Source organism: Streptomyces sp. NPDC001980, from assembly GCF_040296885.1.
Taxonomy (GTDB): Bacteria; Actinomycetota; Actinomycetes; order Streptomycetales; family Streptomycetaceae; genus Streptomyces.
This window is the reverse complement of the sequence record NZ_JBEOYD010000009.1, coordinates 251,968-273,185: the sequence shown is the minus strand read 5'-3', so window position 1 is coordinate 273,185 and position 21,218 is coordinate 251,968. Positions and strand designations below refer to the sequence as shown.

The window sequence follows — 21,218 nt, the reverse complement described above, 5'->3', positions numbered from 1 at the left end:
TGCGGCTACCGCCGCGTGGGCGCGACCAGCCCCCACGCACCCGCAGTCGAACGACTACCGACTCAGTTCTTCTGAATCTGGTCGAACGAAAGCTCCACCGGCGTCTCACGCCCGAAGATCTCCACCAGACCCTTGACCTTCTTGGAGTCGGGGTTGATCTCGTTGATCGTCGCCTGCAGCGTGGCGAACGGACCGTCGGTCACCGTCACCGAGTCGCCCACCTCGAAGTCCAGCACCTGGACCTCGACCTTGCGCTGCGGCACCGGCTTGCCCTCGGCCTCCGCCGCCTCGCGCGCCGCCTTCTCCTCGGCCTCCGGCGCGAGCATCTTGACGATCTCGTCCAGGGTCAGCGGGTACGGGTCGTACGCGTTGCCGACGAAGCCGGTGACACCCGGGGTGTTGCGGACGACACCCCACGACTCGTTGGTCAGGTCCATGCGGACGAGCACGTAACCGGGCAGCTTGTTCTGCTTGATGGTCTTGCGGTCGCCGTTCTTGATCTGGACGACCTCTTCCTGCGGCACCTCGGCCTGGAAGATGTAGTCCTCGACGTTCAGCGAGACGGCGCGCTGCTCCAGGTTGGTCTTCACGCGGTTCTCGTAGCCGGCGTACGTGTGGATGACGTACCACTCGCCGGGGAGCAGGCGGAGCTCCTCGCGCAGCGCCTGGACGGGGTCGACCGGCTCGGCGGGCTCTTCCTCGAGAGCCTCCTCGACCTCTTCGGTCTCGTCGGCGTCCTCGTCCTCCACCACGTCCTCGTCCTCGACGTGGACCGCGGTCTCCTCGGCCGGCTCCCCCAGTCCGGCCTCGGCAGCCTCGAACTCGTCCTGCTCGTCCGCGCCCTCGACGATGTCCAGCTCGTCTTCGACGGCCTCTTCGGGCTCGACGGCCTCGACGGCGTCGTTCAGGTTCGGGTCAGACACGATGGCTGCTTCTTCCTGGATACATAGGGGTGGAACATGCGAAAACGGGCGCCGGTACCACGGCGCCCTTCGCTCTGTGCTTAGCCGAAGACGTACTTGGCCGCGTGGTTGAGTCCATAGTCAATCACGGTCACCAGAGCGATCATGATGGCGACGAAGAAGATCACCACGGTGGTGTACGACGTCAACTGGTTGCGAGTCGGCCAGACGACCTTGCGGAGCTCCGCAATGATCTGGCGGTAGAAAGTGGCAAGGCGCTTCAGCGGGCCCTTCTTGGCACGCTTGCCGCCCTTGCGGCCCTTCTTTTTGGACTCCTGCACCTCATCGGCATCAGGCGTGTCGATGGAGCCCACGGCGTCCGTCATTCGTCCTCACCTGGTCCCGGGTCATGGCCGTGCCGCGCCCGGTTTCTGGAGCCGCACGGCGGTGCAATGCTTGTACGTACATGCGCACACATCCTGGCGGTGTGTGTAGCAGGGCCGGAGGGACTTGAACCCCCAACCGCCGGTTTTGGAGACCGGTGCTCTACCAATTGAGCTACGACCCTTTGCTGTGTCCCCAACGTACCGCATCCGACCGGGTGCTCGGTGTGCACCCGCTCAGGCACGGCCGCTGAAGGCCAACGAGGTGAGAGTGTACGTGGTCCGCGGCGCCGCGTCGAACAGAAAGCGGCAGTCCGGGCCGACCGTACGGAAGATCGTCCTGGCCCGGGGGAGGATCCGCACGCTTGTTCATGGTTCGGCCCGTAGTTGTTCAGTCCGTGAAACCGGCGTGCCGGGCAGGTTTCCGGTCTGAAACGATGGGCCCCATGAGCGCTGCAACCCCTCCCACCGAGCGCCGGGTCTCCGCCCGAGTCGGCGCGATCTCCGAGTCCGCCACCCTCGCCGTGGACGCCAAGGCCAAGGCCCTCAAGGCCGCCGGGCGCCCGGTGATCGGCTTCGGCGCCGGTGAGCCCGACTTCCCGACGCCGGACTACATCGTCGAGGCCGCCATCGAGGCCTGCAAGAACCCGAAGTACCACCGCTACACCCCGGCCGGCGGTCTGCCCGAGCTGAAGGCCGCGATCGCCGCGAAGACGCTGCGGGACTCCGGCTACGAGGTCGACGCCTCCCAGGTCCTCGTCACCAACGGCGGCAAGCAGGCCATCTACGAGGCCTTCGCCGCCATCCTCGACCCGGGCGACGAGGTCATCGTCCCCGCCCCGTACTGGACGACCTACCCGGAGTCCATCCGCCTGGCCGGCGGTGTCCCGGTCGAGGTCGTCGCGGACGAGACCACCGGCTACCGCGTCTCCGTGGAGCAGCTGGAGGCGGCCCGCACCGAGAAGACGAAGGTCGTGCTCTTCGTCTCCCCGTCGAACCCGACCGGCGCGGTCTACAGCGAGGCCGAGACCGAGGCGATCGGCCACTGGGCCGTGGAGCACGGTCTGTGGGTCCTCACGGACGAGATCTACGAGCACCTGGTCTACGGCGACGCGAAGTTCACCTCGCTGCCGGCGATCCTGCCCGAGCTGCGCGACAAGTGCATCGTCGTCAACGGCGTGGCGAAGACGTACGCCATGACCGGCTGGCGGGTGGGCTGGGTCATCGGCCCCAAGGACGTCGTCAAGGCGGCCACCAACCTCCAGTCGCACGCCACGTCCAACGTCTCCAACGTGGCGCAGGTCGCCGCCCTGGCCGCCGTCACCGGTGACCTGGAGGCCGTGGCGAAGATGCGCGAGGCCTTCGACCGGCGCCGCCAGACGATCGTGCGGATGCTCAACGAGATCGACGGCGTGCTCTGCCCTGAGCCCGAGGGTGCCTTCTACGCCTACCCGTCGGTCAAGGCGCTGCTGGGCAAGGAGATCCGCGGGAAGCGCCCGCAGGACTCGGTCGAGCTGGCCGCGCTGATCCTGGAGGAGGCCGAGGTCGCGGTCGTCCCCGGCGAGGCCTTCGGCACGCCCGGCTACCTGCGCCTGTCGTACGCGCTGGGTGACGAGGACCTCGTCGAGGGCGTGAGCCGGATGCAGAAGCTGCTGGCCGAGGCGAAGGACTGAGGACTGACGCCTCTTCGCGCTGCACGCGCGCGTGCGGGCCGTCTCCCTCCGGGGAGGCGGCCCGTTCTCGTACGCGCTCTCGTGTGCGTTCTCGTGTGCGAGCAAGGCCACTAATGGGGAATCGGCTACCGGTACGGCAGGTACGTACGGCAGGATCCTGGAATGGAGCACGTACGTGATGTCTCTGAGCTGCCGAAAGCTCATCTGCATCTGCACTTCACCGGTTCGATGCGGCCGGGAACCGTCCTGGAACTGGCCGACAAGTACGGCGTACGCCTCCCCGAGGCGCTGACCGACGCCCTGACCAGCGGCGAACCACCGAGACTGCGGGCCACCGACGAACGGGGCTGGTTCCGCTTCCAGCGGCTGTACGACGCTGCGCGCTCCTGCCTGAGAGAGCCCGAGGACATCCGGCGCCTGGTCCGGGAGGCCGCCGAGGAGGACCTGAAGGACGGCTCGCGCTGGCTGGAGATCCAGGTGGACCCGACGTCGTACGCCCCGCGCCTCGGCGGTCTGATCCCGGCCCTGGAGATCATCCTGGACGCGGTCGAGACGACCTCCCGGGAGACCGGCCTCGGCATGCGCGTCCTGGTGGCCGCGAACCGTATGAAGCACCCCCTGGACGCGCGCACGCTGGCCCGGCTCGCCGTCCGGTACGGGGACCGGGGCGTGGTCGGCTTCGGGCTGTCCAACGACGAGCGGCGGGGCATGGCGCGGGACTTCGACCGGGCGTTCCACATCGCGCGCGAGGGCGGCCTGCTGGCGGCCCCGCACGGCGGCGAGCTGACCGGCCCGGCGTCGGTGCGGGACTGCCTGGACGACCTGCACGCCTCCCGGATCGGGCACGGCGTGCGGGCGGCGGAGGACCCGAGGCTGCTCAAACGCCTCGCGGACCGGGAGATCACCTGCGAGGTGTGCCCGGCCTCCAACGTGGCCCTGGGCGTCTACGAGAAGCCCGAGGACGTCCCGCTGCGCACCCTCTTCGAGGCGGGCGTCCCGATGGCCCTGGGCGCCGACGACCCGCTGCTGTTCGGCTCCCGGCTGGCCGCGCAGTACGACATCGCGCGCGTGCACCACGCCTTCACCGACGCCGAACTGGCGGAACTGGCCCGCCAGTCGGTCCGCGGCTCGGCGGCACCGGAGGACGTGAAGTCCGGGCTCCTGGCGGACATCGACGCCTGGCTGGTCGCCCCGGTGTCCTGATTGCCGGTCACGCCCCGGTGGCAGGGCGGGCGTGCTCCTCGGCGACGGAGAGCCCGCCCAGCAGGGTGCGGGCGATGCGGGCGGCGAACGTGTCGACCGGCGGGCGCTCGCCGGTCGCCGTCGCCTCGTAGGCGAAGACGCGCTGGACGCAGGCGCCGAGGAGCAGGGCGGCGGCCGCAGACGTGTCGGCGTCGAGGCGGATCCGGCCGTGCGCCTTCTCGGCGCGCAGGTAGCCGTCCAGGGCCCTCATCGGCACATGCGGTCCCGCGCCGATGGTGCGCAGCTTGTCGTCGAGCTTCCGCTTGAGCTGCTGCTCGGCGTAGAGGGAGGCGGCGATCGGGAAGCTCGCCTCGTAGAAGAGGGCGGCCTGACGGGCGATCTGGGTGAGGTTGTCCTCCAGGCTGCCCCGGCCGGGTTCGACGGTGAGCTCGCCGAGGAGCGGGAGAAGCCGCGGCAGCCGCTCGGTGAGCACGTGTACGAACAGCTCTTCCTTGCTGGGGAAGTACTTGTAGAGGGCCGCCTCGGAGCAGCCGGCCGCCCTGGCGATCTCCTTGGTGGTGGCGCGGGCGAGCCCGACGGTGCGCATCAGCTCGTGAGCGGCGTCGAGGATGCGGACGCGGGCCGGTTTCTGCTCCATGGCATCCAAGGATCACATGCCCCTTCCAGCGGCTTCGACGGACTTCCCCGAAGGGTCTTGACTGGTGAGTGAATGCTTACCCACTCTAGGAGCAGGCAATGGGTGAGTGAATACTCACCCACCACTCTTGCTGTGCTGGAAACGGGAGCAGTCATGAATCTCACTGTGTTCGGCGCGACCGGCGGGATCGGCCGGGAGCTCGTCCGTCAGGCGCTGGCGTCCGGCCACCGGGTCACGGCGGTCGTCCGCGACCCCGCCCGGCTGACCGTGACCGGCACGGGCCTGGAGGTGGTCCGCGCGGACCTCACCGACCCCGAGGTGATCCGCCCGGCGCTGACCGGCCGGGACGCGGTCCTGTCCGGCCTGGGCCCGCGCGGCCGGGGGGACGCGGGTGTCGCCGCCCGGCTGACCCGCACGGTCCTGGCCGCCATGGAGGCGGAGGCCGTACGACGGCTGGTGGTGGTCAGCGCCGCGCCGGTGGGCCCGGAACCGGACGACGGCCTCCTGGACCGCACCATGCGCGGTCTGGTCTCCACCGTCCTCAAGCCGGTCTACGACGACCTGCGCGAGATGGAGGCCGAGCTGTCCCGCAGCGGCACCGACTGGACCTCCGTACGCCCGCCGCGCCTGCAGGACAAGCCGCTGACCGGTACCTACCGCACGGTGGTGGGCGGCTTCCCGCGCAAGGGACACTTCATCGCGCGGGCGGACGTGGCCCACGCGATGCTGGCGATGATCGAGGACACGGGGACGGTGAAACAGGGGGTGGGAGTGGCGTACTGAGCCTCCGGCTCGTGGCGCTTGCCTCTCTAGAGGCTCACGCCGACGGTCACCGGTTCGTTGACCAGGGTCACGCCGAAGGCGTCCCGGACCCCGGCGACGACCTCCCGCGCCAGCTCCAGCAGCTCCTCGGTCGTGGCCCCGCCCCGGTTGGTCAGCGCCAGCGTGTGCTTCGTGGAGATCCGGGCCGCGCCGCTGCCGTACCCCTTGGTGAACCCGGCCTTGTCGATCAGCCAGGCCGCCGAGGTCTTGGTGCGCCTGTCACCGGCGGGGTAGGCGGGCGGCTCGGCCGCGTCGCCCAGCCGCTCGCGCACGCGCGCGTGGAAGGCGGCGAACTGCTCGTCCGTGAGGATCGGGTTGGTGAAGAAGGACCCCGCCGACCAGGTGTCGTGGTCCTCCGGATCCAGCACCATCCCCTTTCCGGCGCGCAGCTTGAGCACGGCCTCGCGGACGTCGGCGAGCGGCACCCGGTCCCCCGGCTCCGCCCCGAGCGCCCGCGCGGCCTCCGCGTACCGCACCGGTGCCGACAGCCCGCCCGCGTCCTCCAGCCCGAACCGGACGCGCAGGACGACGTACCGCTCGGGGTCGGCCTTGAAGCGGCTGTGCCGGTACGAGAACGCGCACTCCTCGTTGGCCAGCGTCACCGTCTCGCCGGTCCGCCGGTCGTACGCGACGACCTCGGTGACGGTCGAGGAGACCTCCTGCCCGTACGCCCCCACGTTCTGGATGGGCGTGGCCCCGGCGGAACCCGGGATGCCGGCGAGGCATTCGATGCCCGCGAGGCCCGCCTCGACGGTGCGGGCGACCGCGTCGGTCCACACCTCGCCGGCAGCCAGTTCCAGCGTCGTACCGCTGAGTTCGAAACCGGTGGTGGCGATGCGCAGGGCCGTACCGTCGAAGCCCTTGTCGCCGATGACCAGGTTCGATCCGCCGCCGATGACCAGCAGCGGGGTCCCGCTGTCGTCGGCCGCGCGGACGGCGGCGATCACCTCGGCGTCGGTGGTCGCGGTGACCAGCCGGGTGGCGGGGCCGCCGAGCCGGAAGGTGGTGAGGGGGGCGAGGGGGGCGTCGTGGAGTTCCTGCACGCGCCCAAGACTACGAGACGCCGTCGGCAGTCCGGCCGCCACGAGCGGCACGCGCGCGTGGGGCCCCGTCCGCACCGGAAACGGGGCCCCACGCGCGCGTGCCGTCAGCCGTCGTCAGCCGCCGACGGTTTCCAGCGCCGGGGCCGGCTCGCCTTCGGCCACGAGCCGCGCAGCGCGCCGCCGGCCGGGGATGGCCAGGGCGGCGATCCCGGCGAGGGCCACCACGGCCGAGCCGGTGACCAGGGCGGGCTGCAGCCCGTCCACGAAGCTCTGGGCGCTCTCGTAGCCGCCCTGGGCGGAGAAGATGGACGACATGACCGCGACGCCGAGTGCGCCGCCGACCTCGCGCAGCGCGTTGTTGGCGCCGGAGGCGATGCCCTGTTCCTGCGGGCGTACGGCGGACATCACCAGGTTCGCGGCCGGGGCGAAGTACAGGGCCATGCCGATGCCGCTGACGATCAGGCCGGGCAGCTGGGCGCCGTAGGAGGCGTCTGCGGTGACGACGGAGGCCAGGTAGCCGAGCCCGGCGGCCTGCAGGAAGAGCCCCGCCGCGACGACCGGGCGGCCGCCTATGCGGTCGGACAGGATGCCGGCGATCGGCGCGACGATCATCGGCATGCCGGTCCAGGGCAGCATCCGGAGGCCCGCCTCGGTGGGCGAGTAGCCGAGCACGCCCTGCATGTACTGGCTGAGCAGGAAGATCGACCCGAACATCCCGAGGAACATCAGCAGGCTGGCCGCGTTGATCCCGGAGAAGGCGCGGGAGCGGAAGAGCCGCATCGGCAGCATGGGGTTCTTGGCGCGGCTGCCGTGGAGGACGAAGCCTGCGAGCAGCGCGGCGCCCGCGAACAGGCCGGTGAGCACGAGCGGGCTGGTCCAGCCGTCGGCAGGGCCGCGCACCAGGCCGTAGACGATCCCGAAGAGGCCGCCGCTGGCGAGCAGGGTGCCGGGGACGTCGAGCGGGGCGCCGGTGCCGTGCGACTCGGCGAGGCGGAGGCGGGCGAGCGGCAGCAGGGCGAGGCCGAGCGGTACGTTCAGCCAGAAGATCCAATGCCAGGACACGTGTTCGGTGAGGCTGCCGCCGATGAGCGGTCCTGAGGCGACCGCGAGCCCGTTGACGGCGCCCCAGATGCCGTACGCCATCCCGCGCCTGGCCTCGGGCACGGCGGCCGTCAACAGGGTGAGCGTGAGCGGCATCATGATGGCCGCGCCGACGCCCTGCACCGCGCGGGCGGCGATCAGGGAGTCGATGCCGGGCGCCATGGCCGCCGCGGCGGAGGCGCCGGTGAAGACGGTGAGCCCGGCGAGGAAGAGCCGGCGCCGGCCGAAGCGGTCACCCAGGGCGGCGCCGAACATCAGCAGGACGGCGAAGGTGAGCGTGTAGGCGCTCACGGTCCATTCGAGGTCGTCCAGGGCTCCACCGAGGTCCTTGCGGATGGAGGGCAGGGCCGTGGTGACGACGAGGTTGTCGAGGGCCGCCATGAATCCGGCGACACTGGTGATGACGAGCGCCCATCCGGCGCCCCCGCGACGTGCGGTCTCTTGTGACATCGCTCCCCCAGAGCGTGCTCGCGTTGATTAGTTATTAGTCACTAATTTTCTGGCTCATGAAAAGGCCCGGGCCGGGAACGGCGAACCGCCCCCTCACTCGTCGCCGCACTTCTCCAGCCGCCCCGTGACCCCGGCGTCCGGGTACATCCCCTGCCAGACTCGGTGCTCGGGCGGAAACCCCATGGCGGCATAGGTGTTGATGAGCATCCCTTTGGCCAGGAAGGTCGTGGTGCGGTCGACGTCCGCCCCCGAGAGCAGGTGGACGGTGTCCCACAGCCGACCCCAGCCGGCCCGCACGAGCTCGCCGAACTCGTGCTCACCCTCCGCCTCGGCGGCCGCGACGGCGATGTACGTTTGCATCTGCATCTGGAGCCGCTCCGGCCGCTCCTGGATGAGCTGGACGTACGCGTCACCCATGGCATACAGGGCCTCTTCGCCCCGCAGCCCCTCGGCCACCTTCTCGAAGAGCTCGCACATCTCGTCGATGCAGCGCTGCGAGGCGGCGGCGAAGATCGCCTTCTTGCCCGGAAAGAGCCGGAAGAGGTACGGCTGCGAGACCCCGACCCGCTTGGCGATCGCCTCGGTGGAGGTGCCGTAGTAGCCCCTCTGCGCGAACTCCGCGATCGCCGCACGGATGACGCTCTCGCGCCGCTCCCCTGCGCTCATCCTGACCATGCGAGAAAGTTAGTGCCCAATCACTAACTACGTCAAGAGGTCCGGACCGCTGCTCTCCAGGGCCCCATGCGCGTATGGGGCGCCCCGCCAGGGAGGGCGCCCCTTACCGAGTCGCCGGACTCAGCCCAGCCGGACGACCGCCCGCGACATGCCCAGCACCTTCTGCCCGGCGCTCATCGCCGTCAGGTCGACACGCACGGTGTTGTCGTCGAGCTTGGCCGCGACCTTGCCGCTGACCTCGATCAGGGCGCCCTGGTCGTCGTTCGGGACGACAACGGGCTTGGTGAAGCGGACGCCGTAGTCCACGACCGCGCCCGGGTCGCCGGTCCAGTCGGTGACCACACGGATCGCCTCGGCCATGGTGAACATGCCGTGGGCGATGACGTCCGGCAGGCCGACCTCCTTGGCGAACTTCTCGTTCCAGTGGATCGGGTTGAAGTCCCCGGAGGCACCCGCGTACCGCACCAGCGTGGCGCGGGTCACGGGGAAGGTCTGCGCCGGCAGTTCGGTGCCGACCTCGACCTCCTCGTACGCGATCTTCGACGTCATCGGATCCTCACGCCCCGCCTTCTTCTGCCTCGGCCGCGCGGGCCACCAGCTTGGTCAGGGCGCTCACCACGAGCTCGCCCGCCTCGTCGTGGACGTCGCCGCGGATGTCGATGACGTCGTTGCCCGCGAGGGACTTGATGGCCTCGATGGTGGATGTGACGCTCAGTCGGTCGCCGGCACGCACCGGGCGCCGGTAGGCGAACTTCTGGTCCCCGTGCACCACCCGGCTGTAGTCCAGGCCGAGCTGCGGGTCCTCGACGACCTGTCCGGCCGCACGAAACGTGATCGAGAAAACAAAGGTCGGCGGGGCGATCACATCGGAATGGCCGAGCGCCTTGGCGGCCTCCGGGTCCGTGTACACGGGGTTGGTGTCACCCACCGCCTCGGCGAACTCACGGATCTTCTCCCGGCCCACCTCGTAGGGCTCGGTGGGTGGGTAGGTCCGTCCCACGAAGGACTGGTCGAGCGCCATACGCCCGGCACCTCCTGATGTCTGCTGTGCTGCCCCACAAACTAGCGGGAAAGGCATCGGCCGAAACGCCGTGAGGCCGCCCCCGAGTCGGGGACGGCCTCACGAACGAGCCTGTTGTTATCGCGTTTCGCGGTGCGCAGTGTGCGCGTTGCAACGCGGGCAGTGCTTCTTCATCTCAAGACGGTCCGGGTTGTTACGCCGGTTCTTCTTGGTGATGTAGTTCCGCTCCTTGCACTCCACGCAGGCCAGCGTGATCTTCGGGCGGACGTCGGTGGCAGCCACGTGAGTGCTCCTAAGACGAACGGATGGACTGATTCAACACAAAAAGAGTAGCCGATCGAAGGACCGACCCCGCAATCGGCTACCGTCAGTAGCGGTGACCGGACTTGAACCGGTGACACAGCGATTATGAGCCGCTTGCTCTACCGACTGAGCTACACCGCTTTGATGAGATCAGTCCCGTCTCGCGACGGGACCTCTCACACCAGAGCCCCAATACGGAATCGAACCGTAGACCTTCTCCTTACCATGGAGACGCTCTGCCGACTGAGCTATTGGGGCGAGCGATGAAGACATTACACGCTCGGCCGCCGTTCACCCAAATCCGTTTCCCGCCGCCCTTCCCGGCCCCTTCCGCACGGCTCACGACGGCCTCCCGGGCCCCTTCCGGCACTCCCCACGCGCGCGTACCGAACCGTTCCCCGCAGGTCCGACGGCTCCGGTACGACTATTGCGCTCCTCCCCGCCCCACGCGGCTCGCCACCCTAGGCTCGACTCACTCTGCGTGATCTTGAGTCCCATGCCTGGACCGACCCTCATGGAGCGCGATGCCCGACAGCCAGCCGCAGCCGCCCTCGTCGTCGTCCAACCCGCAGGGTTCCTCGGGCCAGCCCGACCCCGCCGCACTCCTGCTGTGCGGGGCGCGGCTCACCGACGGCCGGACCGTGGACGTACGGCTGGGCTGCGGGCGCATCGAGGCGGTGGGTACGGCCGGCAGCCTGGCGCCGGGCCCGGCCCGCACGGGTGGCACGCGCGTGGACCTGACCGGCTACCTCCTCCTCCCCGCCCCGGCCGAACCGCACGCCCACGGCGACACCGCGCTCTCCGCCGAACACGACGGCCCCGTCTCGTACGAACCCGAGGACGTCCAGCGCCGCGCCACCGAGGCGGCCCTGCTGCAGTTGGGACACGGTGCGACTGCGGTACGCGCGCACGTGCGCGTGGGCGACGTCCAAGGGCTGGGCGCCCTTGCCGCCGTCCTCCAGGCGCGCCGTTCGCTGCGCGGGCTCGCGGAACTCACGGCGGTCGCGATGCCGCGCGTGCTGACCGGGATCGCCGGCGCCGACGGACTCGCCATACTGCGGGACGCCGCGAAGATGGGCGCGTCCGTGGTGGGCGGCTGCCCCGACCTGGACCCCGACCCCACGGGCTACACGGAGGCGGTCCTGGAGGTGGCCTCCGAACACGGCTGCCCGGTCGACCTGCACACGGACGCCACCGACCCGGCCAGGCTGGCCAGGCTCGCGGCGATGGCCGGCGGCATGCGCCCCGGCGTGATCCTCGGACCGTGCGCCGGGCTCGCGCGCCTGCCCGCCGAGGTGGCCGCGCGGGTCGCGGACCAGCTCGCCGCGGCCGGCGTCACGGTGGTGTGCCTGCCCCAGGGCGGCTGCGGTTCCGTGGACCGCCGCGGCACGGCTCCGGTACGGCTGCTGCGCGCGGCCGGGGTGCGGATCGCCGCCGGCAGCGGCGCCCTGCGCGACCTGTCGAACCCCGTCGGCCGCGGCGACCCCCTGGAGGCGGCCTATCTCCTGGCCTCCCGGCACGGCCTGCGCCCCGAGGACGCCTACGACGCCGTGAGCGCCGCCTCCCGCGCCGCCCTCGGCCTTCCCGAGGTCCGCGTCGAGGCCGGCTTCCCCGCCGAACTCCTCGCGGTACGCGGCGACCACCTGGCGGGCGCGCTCTCCCTCGCCTACAGCCGGATCGTGGTGCACCGGGGGCGCGTGGTGGCACGCACCAGCGCGGTCCGCGAGTACTGCAACTCGGCGGTGGCAGCGGAACTGGGCCTCCCGCGGCAGGGGCGCGGGGAGTTGTCCTGAGGGACGCGGGAGCGCGGGCGCCGACGCGCGGGCCGGGGCGCGGGAGCGCGCGGCACGGAGCGGGGATCCTCACGGCGCGCTCGCGCCGGACCGGCGCGCCAGGCGGAACCACCCGGGCGCGTGGGGCGCATGAAGTCGTGCAGCGGATGCGGGGCTTCGGGCGTACGGTCTGAAACATGCGCATTGTCATCGCTGGTGGTCATGGTCAGATCGCGTTGCGGCTGGAGCGGCTGCTCTCCGCGCGCGGGGACGAGGTCGCGGGGATCATCCGGAGTGCCGAGCAGGGCGACGACCTGCGGGCGGCCGGTGCCGAACCGGTGCTGCTGGACCTGGAGTCGGCGTCGGTCGAGGAGGTCGCGGCCCTCCTGCAGGGGGCGGACGCGGCGGTGTTCGCGGCGGGCGCGGGCCCGGGCAGTGGCACGGCCCGCAAGGAGACGGTGGACAAGGGCGCGGCGGTGTTGTTCGCGGACGCGGCCGTGCGCGCGGACGTACGCCGTTTCGTGGTCGTGTCCTCGATGGGCGCGGATCCGGCGCACCGGGGCGACGGTGTCTTCGACGTGTACCTGCGGGCCAAGGGCGAGGCCGACGCGTATGTGACCCGGCAGAATGCCCTGGACTGGACGGTCCTGCGCCCTGGTTCGCTGACGGACGCGCCGGGCACCGGTCTGGTGCGGCTGGAGGCGCATACGGGCCGGGGTGCGGTCACCCGCGACGACGTGGCCGCCGTACTCGCGGAGTTGGTGGACACCTCGGCGACGGCCGGCCTGACTCTGGAGCTGATCGGCGGGTCGACGCCGGTCTCGGTGGCCGTGAAGTCGGTGGCCGGGAACTGAGTTCTCAGAACAGCGGCAGCTGGCCGGGGAACTCCGGCACGACGTGACCGTCCAACGAGGGCTGCGCGGCCCCGATCCGGGCCGGCTGCCGTGAGCCGGAGCAGGAGACCAGTTCCCCGGCCTCGCGTGCCCCGGGCGGGTCGTGCCGCGCGAAACGGCCCGCCACGACGGCGATTTCACGGCGGCACACCGGGCAGGTTCTGCGTCGGGAGGACATGCGTTCAGTGTGCCCCGGGGCGGGGCACCCGTGACGGACCGCTGCCCGGCCGCCTCACCGACGAAGCGCCTCCATGATCTTCATCACGCCTCGCCTTCGCGTCCGCGCGGCTGCTTCCGCGCCAAGGCGTACGCACGGGTACATGACGAAGGGCCCGTGACCTGCTCGATAGCAGGTCACGGGCCCTTCGTTCCCGTGTGGCGGCGCCAGGATTCGAACCTGGGAAGGCTGAGCCGGCAGATTTACAGTCTGCTCCCTTTGGCCGCTCGGGCACACCGCCGGGGTTCTGTCACCAGATCGAACCGCTTTTCGGCGGTGCTCCCTGGCAACGACGTAAACAATACCCGATCCACAGGGGTGCTCCGCCACCCGATTGATCGCCGCTCGCGGGACACGGGATGGCTAGGCTGGTGCGGATACGGCCCGGTCCCCACCCCGGGCCCGGCGGCCGCCGGCGCGTGCCGCACCGCATCCCGTCACACCCCCCGATACAAGGAGCCACAGGACATGGCCGACTCCAGTTTCGACATCGTCTCGAAGGTCGAGCGGCAGGAGGTCGACAACGCCCTCAACCAGGCCGCCAAGGAGGTCTCGCAGCGCTACGACTTCAAGGGCGTGGACGCCTCGATCGCCTGGTCCGGCGAGAAGATCCTGATGCAGGCGAACTCCGAGGAGCGGGTCAAGGCGATCCTCGACGTCTTCCAGTCGAAGCTGATCAAGCGTGGCATCTCGCTGAAGGCGCTGGACGCGGGTGAGCCGCAGCTCTCCGGCAAGGAGTACAAGATCTTCGCGTCGATCGAGGAGGGCATCTCCCAGGAGAACGCGAAGAAGGTCGCGAAGATCATCCGCGACGAGGGCCCCAAGGGCGTGAAGGCCCAGGTCCAGGGCGACGAACTGCGTGTCAGCTCCAAGAGCCGCGACGACCTCCAGGTCGTGATCGCGCTCCTGAAGGGCCAGGACTTCGACTTCGCGCTCCAGTTCGTGAACTACCGGTAGGCAGCGACGTCGAAGTACGAGAAGGGCGGGCACCGCGTTGTGCCCGCCCTTCTCGTACTTCTCGTGCGTCGGCTCCGGCCGAGGGTGGTCAGTCGCGCGAGTTGCCGAACAGGATGCGGTAGGCGATCAGCAGGACCAGCGAGCCGCCGATCGCCGCCACCCAGGTCGCGCCGTCGTAGAAGTTCTTGGTGATCGGGTGGTCCAGCCAGCGGGACGATATCCAGCCGCCGAGGAACGCACCGACGATGCCGATGAGGGTCGTGCCGATGAAGCCGCCCGGGTCGCGTCCCGGCAGCAGGACCTTGGCGATGGCGCCGGCCAACAGTCCCAGGATGATCCAGCTGATGATGCCCATGACCTGAACCTGCCCTTCCGCGCTGTGTTCGCACTGTTCCGGCGCTGTGATTTCGGTCCGGGCCGGCTGTGCCGGACAGGTGGTGCCGGACGGGCTGTCCGAGCCGTCCGCATGTGTCCGTCGCGCGTGTGTTCGTGCCTTGTCGATGACGAGGACGCCTGGGCGATACCGCACGGTTGCAGTGATCAGTAGGGTGCGCCGCGTGGCTTCCTCTCCTCCTTCCGGTCTGCGGCGCACGCTGGGCGTGCGCGACGCCGTGATCGTCGGCCTGGGCTCGATGGTCGGGGCCGGCGTGTTCTCCGCCCTGGGCCCCGCGGCCCGCGCCGCCGGCTCGGGGCTGCTTCCCGCGCTGGCCGTCGCGGCGCTGGTCGCCTACTGCAACGCCATGTCCTCGGCGCGCCTGGCCGCCCGGTACCCGCAGTCGGGCGGCACCTACGTGTACGGGCGGGAGCGACTCGGCGCCTTCTGGGGGTACCTCGCGGGCTGGGCGTTCGTCGTCGGCAAGACGGCGTCCTGCGCCGCGATGGCGCTCACCGTGGGTGCGTACGTCTGGCCGGGGCAGGCGCACGCGGTGGCGGTCGCCGCCGTGGTGGCGCTGACCGCCGTGAACTACGGCGGCATCCAGAAGTCGGCCTGGCTGACGCGGGTGATCGTGGCCGTGGTGCTGGCGGTCCTCGCTTGCGTGGTGGTCGTGTGCCTGACGTCCGGGGCGGCGGACTCGGGGCGGCTGGACATCGGGCTGTCGGCGGGCGTGGGCGGGGTGCTCGAGGCGGCCGGCCTGCTGTTCTTCGCGTTCGCCGGGTACGCGCGGATCGCGACCCTCGGCGAGGAGGTGCGGGACCCGGCGCGCACCATTCCGCGTGCGATCCCGCTGGCCCTGGGGATCACGCTGGTGGTGTACGCGTGCGTGGCGGTGGCCGTGCTCTCGGTGCTGGGCGCGGACGAGCTCGGGCGGGCGGCCGCGCCGCTGGCCGATGCGGTGCGGGCGGCCGGGGTGCCGGGGCTGGTGCCCGTGGTGCGGGTGGGGGCCGCGGTGGCCGCGCTCGGCTCGCTGCTGGCCCTGATCCTGGGTGTGTCGCGGACGTCGCTGGCCATGGCCCGCGACGGTCATCTGCCTCCGGCGCTGGCCGCCGTGCACCCGCGTTTCCAGGTCCCGCACCGCGCGGAGCTGGCCGTCGGCGCGGTGGTCGCCGTGGTGGCGGCGACCGCGGACGTCCGGGGTGCCATCGGTTTCTCCTCCTTCGGTGTGCTGGCGTACTACGCGGTGGCCAACGCCTCGGCGTGGACGCTGGATCCCGCACCGCGGGCCCGGGTGGTCCCGGTGGTGGGGCTGCTGGGGTGTGTGATCCTCGCTTTCGCGCTGCCGGTGGCCTCCGTGGTCGCGGGGGCGGCCGTACTGGCGGTGGGTGCGGCGGCATACGCCGTACGGCGGTGGGTGGCGGCCCGGTAGACACGGTGGCCGCCACGACGACAACGACAGCGGTCGCGAGCTGCGGCGCGGGACCGCGGCGGCCGCGCTCGGGAGACCCTGTCTCTCAGAAGGCCTGCTCCGGGGCCGTGCGGGTCCGGAAGTCGGCCCAGAGCGCCAGGTCCGTTCCCTCGTCGGTCTCCTCGTACCAGCCCGTGCCCTCCAGCCAGATGCGCAGCCAGTCGGCAAGGCTGGGCGCGTCCACGAGCCAGGCGCCGTCGGCGTCGTCTGCGTTGGGCTCGTAGAGCAGGACCGTGGCCTGCGGGTCCCGGCAGTCCACGCACGCGTACATGCCACAGCCCCAGTGGGATATCGGCAGGACGCCCTCGGGCCAGGGCCAGTCCGGGTTCTTGCGGCCGTACTCGCGGTTGGTGAGGTACTGGGCGACGGCGGCCGGTTCCCCCGAGGGCGCGGAGTCGAGCAGGGGCAGCAGGCCGTACGACGGGCCGAAACCGCCGTCGCCCACCCGTTCGTAGAGCGCGGCGAGGAGGGGCGGCAGCGGGAAGCCCAGGGCGTGACCGGCGCGGTCGATCGTGGCGGCGTCGACCGGCGCGGGGAGCGAAGGCCAGCCCCACGGGCGGGAGTTGCGGGCCTGTACGGTCACCCGTGTCAGCAACTGCTCGATCTCGGTCATGGCTTCATGATGCAGGCCGCCACTGACAATCGGGCCGGCCTGTGGACAACCTTCCGCCGATGCTCCGGCCTCACTCCGGCCTGTGGACAACTCGTGAGGCCGGAGGCGCCGGGTCGGGTCGGATGACGTGCGGTCAGCGGGTCGCGAACGGCTGGTCGGTGGGGACGATCTCGCGTCCGAGCGGAAGCAGGGAGACCGGGATCAGCTTGAAGTTGGCGATGCCGAACGGGATGCCGATGATCGTCAGACACATCGCGATGCCGGTGACGATGTGGGCGAGGGCCAGCCACCAGCCCGCGAGGACCAGCCACAGGACGTTGCCGACGCAGGAGGGGGCACCCGCGTCGCGGCGCTCAACGGTCGTGTACCCGAAGGGCCACAGGGCGTACACGCCGATACGAAAGGCAGCTATGCCAAAGGGAATGCCGATGATCGTGATGCAGAGGATCACGCCGGCCAGCAGGTAGCCGAGGAACAGCCAGAAGCCGCTCAGGACGAGCCAAATGATGTTCAGGATGGTCTTCACTGCGGGCGACCTGCCATCTTCTCTAGCCGGGCGATCCGTTCCGCCATGGGCGGGTGCGTCGAGAACATCTTGGACAGTCCCTGGCCCGGGCGGAAGGGGTTCGCGATCATCATGTGGCTCGCGGTCTCGATCCGGGGCTCGGGGGGCAGCGGGAGCTGCTTGGTGCCGGCGTCCAGCTTGCGCAGGGCGCTGGCCAGGGCGAGCGGGTCGCCGGTGAGCTGGGCGCCGGAAGCGTCCGCCTCGTACTCCCGGGAGCGGCTGATGGCGAGCTGGATGAGGCTGGCGGCGAGCGGACCCAGGATCATGATCAGCAGCAGGCCGAGGAAGCCCGGGCCGTCGTCGTCGTCCGAACGGCCGACCGGGATCAGCCAGGCGAAGTTGACCAGGAACATGATCACCGAGGCGAGGGCGCCGGCGACCGACGAGATGAGGATGTCGCGGTTGTAGACGTGGCTGAGTTCGTGGCCGATGACGCCGCGCAGTTCCCGCTCGTCCAGGATGCGCAGGATGCCCTCCGTGCAGCACACGGCGGCGCTGCGCGGATTACGGCCCGTGGCGAAGGCGTTCGGTGCCTCCGTCGGGGAGATGTACAGGCGGGGCATGGGCTGGCGGGCCTGCGTGGAGAGCTCGCGGACCATCCGGTACAGGGCCGGGGCCTCGAACTCGCTCACGGGGCGCGCGCGCATCGCGCGTAGCGCCAGCTTGTCGCTGTTCCAGTACGCGTACGCGTTCGTGCCGAGGGCGACGAGGACCGCGACGATCAGACCCGTTCGGCCGAAGAAGCTGCCGATGACGATGATGAGTGCCGACAGTCCCCCGAGGAGAACTGCGGTCCTGAGCCCGTTGTGCCGGCGGTGCACGGTACGCCCTCCAAGTCGTGCGGCAGGGGAACCCTTTGCCTGCGGTGCTGCCTTCCGATCTGCGATGCCACCGGTGTCGTGGTGTCACGTCCAGTGGACCCTCCCGCACTGGTCAACGCCAGGCGACGGCCACTAGTTCCCTTGTGTCCGCTGTGTGCGGGGTGAGCCGTCCGGGTGAGAGCCGCGCCCGGGCGCGCGTGGCGGTTCGCACGCGCGCGTGGGGCCGTCAGAACAGGCCGGTGGTGGCGAAGCGGAGTACCAGTTGCGGAGCGCCGGAGAGGACGACGCCGAGGGTGCCGGTGAGGGCGAGCGCGGCCGTGAGAGGGGCGGGGAGCCGGTGCCTGACCGGCTCGCCCTCGGGGGCACGGAACAGGAGGGCCGTCCACTGGAGGTAGTAGTAGAGGGCGATCACGACGTTGACGGCCATGACGACGGCGAGCCAGCCGAGGCCGGCGTCGACGGCCGCCGAGAAGACGGTGACCTTCGCGAACAGACCGATGATGCCGGGTGGGAGTCCGGCGAGGCACAGCAGGAAGAACGCGAGGAGCAGTGCGGTGAGCGGGTTCCTCGCGTACAGGCCGCGGTAGTCGGAGATCCGGTTGAGCCGCTCGGTACGGGCGACGGCTGCGGCCACCGCGAAGGCGCCGAGGTTCACGGCGGCGTACATGAGGGCGTAGGCGACAGTGGAGCCGACGGCCTTCCGGGCGTCCTCGGTGTATCCGGCGGCGGCGATCGGCACCAGCAGATAGCCGGCCTGGCCCACCGACGACCAGGCGAGCAGCCGTACCGCGCTGTACGCGCGCGTGGCCTGCTGGCGCAGGGCCGCCACGTTGCCGACGGTCATGGTGAGCGCGGCCAGGGCGGCGAGCGCGGGGCCCCAGACGTCGGCGTACGACGGGAAGGCGACGACGGTGACCAGGATCAGGCCGGAGAAGCCGACGGCCTTGCCGACGACCGACAGGTAGGCGGCGATCGGGAGCGGGGCGCCGACGTAGGTGTCGGGCACCCAGAAATGGAAGGGGACGGCGGCCGTCTTGAACGCGAATCCCACGAGGGTGAGGACGACGCCCGTCTGTGCGAGCGTGTGCAGCTGTCCGTCGACGTGCTGGATCCGGTCGGCGATCTGGGTGAGGTAGAGGCTGCCGGTGGTGGCGTACACGAAGCTGACGCCCATGAGGCTGACGGCGGTCGCGGTCACCGAGGACAGGAAGAACTTCAGGGCCGCTTCGGAGGACCTCTTGTCGCCGTGCCGGATGCCGACGAGGGCGAAGGCGGGCAGGGAGGCGACCTCCAGGGCGACGATCAGGGTGGCGAGGTCGCGGGAGGCGGGGAGCAGGGCGGCGCCGGCTGCCGAGGAGAGCAGCAGGAACCAGAACTCGCCCTGGGGATAGCGGCGGTTGCCGTCCTTGAGGGCGGTGACGGACAGCAGGGCCGTGAGCAGGGCGCCGCCGAGGACGAGGAACTGCACGACCAGGGTGAACCGGTCGGCTGTGTAGCTGCACGCGCGCGTGGTGCCGGTCAGGCAGAAGGTGCTGCGGTCGTGGTCGAGGAGCGGGAGCAGCAGGAGGGTGGCCGCGGCGAGTCCGGCGACCGAGATCCAGCCGAGGAGCGGCTTCCTGGCCTCAGGCACGAACAGGTCGGCGACCAGGACGACCAGGCCGACGACCGCGGTGAGGGTGGGCGGGGCGATGGCGAGCCAGTCGACGGACTGGACGAGGTTCGCGGCCAGTGGCTGGGCCAGGGCGCTCATCGGGTGCCTCCTGCGAGGAGCTGCTGCACGGCCGGGTCGGTCAGGCCGAGCAGGGCCTTCGGCCACAGTCCGGCGACGACGGTCAGGGCGACGAGCGGGGTCCAGGCCGCGAACTCGTAGCTGCGGACGTCCGCGAGCTTCGGCACTTCCTGCGATGCGGCGCCCATACAGACGCGTCGGACCACGGCCAGCATGTACGCGGCCGTCAGCAGGGTGCCGAAGGCGGCGATCGCCATGAAGGTCAGGAAGGCCGGGCGGCTGAGGCCGGCGGCGGGCTCGAACGCGCCGAACAGGGCCAGCATCTCGCCCCAGAACCCGGCGAGTCCCGGCAACCCGAGCGAGGCGACCGCGGCGAACGCGAGCAGTCCGCCGAGGCGCGGTGCCTTGCCGTACAGCGCGGCGCCGGTCTCCTCGGCCAAGGTGTCCAGGTCGGTGGTGCCGGTACGGTCCTTCAGGCCGCCGACCAGGAAGAACAGCAGGCCGGTGATGAGGCCGTGGGCGATGTTGGCGAACAGGGCACCGTTGACGCCGGTCGGGGTCATGGTGGCGATGCCGAGCAGGACGAATCCCATGTGGCCGACGGAGGAGTAGGCGATCAGGCGTTTGAGGTCGCCCCTCGCGCCTCTCTTGGCCAGGTTCAGGCAGGCCAGGGACCCGTAGATGATCCCGACGACGGCGAAGGCGGCGAGGTACGGCGCGAAGGTGCGGAAGCCGTCCGGCGCGACCGGCAGCAGGATCCGGACGAACCCGTACGTGCCCATCTTCAGCAGGACCCCGGCCAGCAGTACCGAGCCGACCGTCGGCGCGGAGGTGTGGGCGTCCGGCAACCAGCTGTGCAGGGGCCACATCGGGGTCTTGACCGCGAGCCCGATCCCGACCGCCAGAACGGCGATGACCTGCACGGATGCGGTCAGTGACCGGCCGTTGTCAGTGGCGAGTGCCACCATGTCGAAGGTGCCGGCCTTGATTCCGATCAGGAGCAGGCCGAGCAGCATGACGACGGATCCGAGCAGCGTGAAGAGGATGAACTTCCAGGCGGCCCGGGTCCGTCCCTCGCCGCCCCAGCGGGCGATGAGGAAGTACATCGGGATGAGCACCGTCTCGAACGCGAGGAAGAACAGCAGCAGGTCGAGGACGGCGAAGCTTGCGAGGGTGCCGGACTCCAGGACCAGCAGCAGGGCTACGAAGGCCTTCGGTGACGGGCCCGCGGGCGGGTTGAAGTACGAGTAGAGCGCGCAGAGGAAGGTCAGCAGCGCGGTCAGGACCACGAGGGGGAGGGAGATGCCGTCGATGCCGAGGTGGATGCGCACGTCGAGTGCGGGGATCCAGCTGATGTCGGTCGTGGCCTGCATCCTGGACGGGTGGTCGTGGTCGAAGCCGAGCGCGAGGACGATCGCGGCGACGAGGATCGCGCCGGTCACGGTCACGCCATGGCGGAGCACGGCCTGCTCGGGCGACTTCCCCTTCAGCCCGGGCGGGGCGGGCAGCAGGGCGGCGACGGCGCCGAGAAGCGGGCCTACGACGATCAGTGCCAGAAGGACTTGCATCACGGACTCGCTGATATCGATCACGC

The 21,218-nt window shown here is 70.7% G+C and carries 23 protein-coding genes and 4 tRNA genes; 7 read left to right on the top strand and 20 right to left on the bottom strand.

The window, feature by feature from the left end; genetic code table 11:
• Window positions 1-62 precede the first annotated feature (62 nt).
• The 3 genes from nusG to ABT137_RS16905 all read right to left on the bottom strand — a co-directional run bounded on the left by nusG (window position 63) and on the right by ABT137_RS16905 (window position 1,470).
• Window positions 63-923, bottom strand: a complete 861-nt coding sequence (gene nusG, locus ABT137_RS16915) for a transcription termination/antitermination protein NusG (RefSeq protein ID WP_351709066.1) — start codon at window positions 921-923, stop codon at window positions 63-65.
• An 80-nt stretch (window positions 924-1,003) separates the two neighbouring features.
• Complete coding sequence (secE, locus tag ABT137_RS16910) at window positions 1,004-1,288, bottom strand: preprotein translocase subunit SecE (protein ID WP_093499675.1); 285 nt, start codon at window positions 1,286-1,288, stop codon at window positions 1,004-1,006.
• A 109-nt stretch (window positions 1,289-1,397) separates the two neighbouring features.
• A tRNA-Trp gene (locus ABT137_RS16905) sits at window positions 1,398-1,470 on the bottom strand.
• A gap of 261 nt (window positions 1,471-1,731) precedes the next feature.
• Between ABT137_RS16905 and ABT137_RS16900 the strand changes: the two genes are divergently transcribed.
• Both ABT137_RS16900 and ABT137_RS16895 read left to right on the top strand, forming a co-directional pair.
• Window positions 1,732-2,958: a pyridoxal phosphate-dependent aminotransferase gene (locus ABT137_RS16900; protein WP_351709063.1), complete on the top strand. Its 1,227-nt coding sequence runs from the start codon at window positions 1,732-1,734 to the stop codon at window positions 2,956-2,958.
• Between the two features lie 162 nt (window positions 2,959-3,120).
• Window positions 3,121-4,161 (top strand): adenosine deaminase, encoded by a 1,041-nt coding sequence (locus ABT137_RS16895; protein WP_351709060.1) that lies wholly within the window; start codon window positions 3,121-3,123, stop codon window positions 4,159-4,161.
• A gap of 7 nt (window positions 4,162-4,168) precedes the next feature.
• On the opposite strand, the gene ABT137_RS16890 is transcribed toward ABT137_RS16895, so the two are convergent.
• Window positions 4,169-4,798: a TetR/AcrR family transcriptional regulator gene (locus ABT137_RS16890; RefSeq protein ID WP_351709057.1), complete on the bottom strand. Its 630-nt coding sequence runs from the start codon at window positions 4,796-4,798 to the stop codon at window positions 4,169-4,171.
• A 153-nt stretch (window positions 4,799-4,951) separates the two neighbouring features.
• Here ABT137_RS16890 and ABT137_RS16885 point away from each other — a divergent pair, with 153 nt between their 5' ends.
• Complete coding sequence (locus tag ABT137_RS16885; RefSeq protein WP_351709054.1) at window positions 4,952-5,581, top strand: NAD(P)-dependent oxidoreductase; 630 nt, start codon at window positions 4,952-4,954, stop codon at window positions 5,579-5,581.
• Between the two features lie 26 nt (window positions 5,582-5,607).
• Here the strand turns inward: ABT137_RS16885 and ABT137_RS16880 are convergent, their stop codons facing one another.
• The 8 genes from ABT137_RS16880 to ABT137_RS16845 all read right to left on the bottom strand — a co-directional run bounded on the left by ABT137_RS16880 (window position 5,608) and on the right by ABT137_RS16845 (window position 10,471).
• A complete protein-coding gene (locus ABT137_RS16880; RefSeq protein WP_351709051.1) occupies window positions 5,608-6,663 on the bottom strand; it encodes a UDP-N-acetylmuramate dehydrogenase in 1,056 nt (351 codons plus the stop codon).
• A 114-nt stretch (window positions 6,664-6,777) separates the two neighbouring features.
• Window positions 6,778-8,214 (bottom strand): DHA2 family efflux MFS transporter permease subunit, encoded by a 1,437-nt coding sequence (locus tag ABT137_RS16875; RefSeq protein ID WP_351709048.1) that lies wholly within the window; start codon window positions 8,212-8,214, stop codon window positions 6,778-6,780.
• Between the two features lie 93 nt (window positions 8,215-8,307).
• Window positions 8,308-8,889 (bottom strand): TetR/AcrR family transcriptional regulator, encoded by a 582-nt coding sequence (locus ABT137_RS16870; RefSeq protein WP_351709045.1) that lies wholly within the window; start codon window positions 8,887-8,889, stop codon window positions 8,308-8,310.
• Between the two features lie 120 nt (window positions 8,890-9,009).
• Window positions 9,010-9,438 carry a MaoC family dehydratase gene (locus ABT137_RS16865; RefSeq protein ID WP_351709042.1) on the bottom strand — a complete coding sequence of 143 codons (429 nt, stop codon included), beginning with the start codon at window positions 9,436-9,438 and terminating at the stop codon, window positions 9,010-9,012.
• A gap of 7 nt (window positions 9,439-9,445) precedes the next feature.
• Window positions 9,446-9,910, bottom strand: coding sequence for an FAS1-like dehydratase domain-containing protein (locus tag ABT137_RS16860; RefSeq protein ID WP_351709039.1), 465 nt, complete (start codon window positions 9,908-9,910; stop codon window positions 9,446-9,448).
• 117 nt (window positions 9,911-10,027) lie between these two features.
• Window positions 10,028-10,192, bottom strand: coding sequence for a 50S ribosomal protein L33 (rpmG, locus tag ABT137_RS16855; RefSeq protein WP_003948671.1), 165 nt, complete (start codon window positions 10,190-10,192; stop codon window positions 10,028-10,030).
• Between the two features lie 89 nt (window positions 10,193-10,281).
• Window positions 10,282-10,354 (bottom strand) — tRNA-Met (locus tag ABT137_RS16850).
• A gap of 44 nt (window positions 10,355-10,398) precedes the next feature.
• A tRNA-Thr gene (locus ABT137_RS16845) sits at window positions 10,399-10,471 on the bottom strand.
• Between the two features lie 266 nt (window positions 10,472-10,737).
• Here ABT137_RS16845 and ABT137_RS16840 point away from each other — a divergent pair.
• Window positions 10,738-12,006: an amidohydrolase family protein gene (locus tag ABT137_RS16840; RefSeq protein WP_351709036.1), complete on the top strand. Its 1,269-nt coding sequence runs from the start codon at window positions 10,738-10,740 to the stop codon at window positions 12,004-12,006.
• 176 nt (window positions 12,007-12,182) lie between these two features.
• The gene (locus ABT137_RS16835; RefSeq protein ID WP_351709033.1) at window positions 12,183-12,839 is read left to right on the top strand and encodes an NAD(P)H-binding protein; all 657 of its coding nucleotides are present in this window, start codon (window positions 12,183-12,185) and stop codon (window positions 12,837-12,839) included.
• Between the two features lie 4 nt (window positions 12,840-12,843).
• Here ABT137_RS16835 and ABT137_RS16830 read toward each other — a convergent pair whose 3' ends face one another.
• A complete protein-coding gene (locus ABT137_RS16830) occupies window positions 12,844-13,056 on the bottom strand; it encodes a hypothetical protein (RefSeq protein WP_351709030.1) in 213 nt (70 codons plus the stop codon).
• 198 nt (window positions 13,057-13,254) lie between these two features.
• Window positions 13,255-13,336, bottom strand: a tRNA-Tyr gene (locus tag ABT137_RS16825).
• A gap of 227 nt (window positions 13,337-13,563) precedes the next feature.
• Between ABT137_RS16825 and ABT137_RS16820 the strand changes: the two genes are divergently transcribed.
• Window positions 13,564-14,052 (top strand): YajQ family cyclic di-GMP-binding protein, encoded by a 489-nt coding sequence (locus tag ABT137_RS16820; RefSeq protein WP_089099493.1) that lies wholly within the window; start codon window positions 13,564-13,566, stop codon window positions 14,050-14,052.
• A gap of 88 nt (window positions 14,053-14,140) precedes the next feature.
• Here ABT137_RS16820 and ABT137_RS16815 read toward each other — a convergent pair whose 3' ends face one another.
• Window positions 14,141-14,407, bottom strand: coding sequence for a GlsB/YeaQ/YmgE family stress response membrane protein (locus tag ABT137_RS16815; RefSeq protein WP_351709027.1), 267 nt, complete (start codon window positions 14,405-14,407; stop codon window positions 14,141-14,143).
• 181 nt (window positions 14,408-14,588) lie between these two features.
• Between ABT137_RS16815 and ABT137_RS16810 the strand changes: the two genes are divergently transcribed.
• A complete protein-coding gene (locus ABT137_RS16810; RefSeq protein ID WP_502984523.1) occupies window positions 14,589-15,857 on the top strand; it encodes an APC family permease in 1,269 nt (422 codons plus the stop codon).
• A gap of 85 nt (window positions 15,858-15,942) precedes the next feature.
• On the opposite strand, the gene ABT137_RS16805 is transcribed toward ABT137_RS16810, so the two are convergent.
• The 5 genes from ABT137_RS16805 to ABT137_RS16785 all read right to left on the bottom strand — a co-directional run bounded on the left by ABT137_RS16805 (window position 15,943) and on the right by ABT137_RS16785 (window position 21,216).
• Window positions 15,943-16,509, bottom strand: a complete 567-nt coding sequence (locus ABT137_RS16805; protein WP_351709021.1) for an SMI1/KNR4 family protein — start codon at window positions 16,507-16,509, stop codon at window positions 15,943-15,945.
• A gap of 133 nt (window positions 16,510-16,642) precedes the next feature.
• Window positions 16,643-17,035, bottom strand: coding sequence for a YccF domain-containing protein (locus ABT137_RS16800; RefSeq protein WP_351709018.1), 393 nt, complete (start codon window positions 17,033-17,035; stop codon window positions 16,643-16,645).
• Window positions 17,032-17,895, bottom strand: a complete 864-nt coding sequence (gene htpX, locus ABT137_RS16795) for a zinc metalloprotease HtpX (protein WP_351709015.1) — start codon at window positions 17,893-17,895, stop codon at window positions 17,032-17,034. The genes ABT137_RS16800 and htpX overlap by 4 nt, the downstream gene beginning before the upstream one ends.
• 226 nt (window positions 17,896-18,121) lie before the next feature.
• Complete coding sequence (locus ABT137_RS16790; RefSeq protein ID WP_351709012.1) at window positions 18,122-19,645, bottom strand: NADH-quinone oxidoreductase subunit N; 1,524 nt, start codon at window positions 19,643-19,645, stop codon at window positions 18,122-18,124.
• Entirely contained in the window at window positions 19,642-21,216 is a 1,575-nt protein-coding gene (locus tag ABT137_RS16785) for an NADH-quinone oxidoreductase subunit M (protein WP_351709009.1), read from the bottom strand. The genes ABT137_RS16790 and ABT137_RS16785 overlap by 4 nt, the downstream gene beginning before the upstream one ends.
• Window positions 21,217-21,218 lie beyond the last annotated feature (2 nt).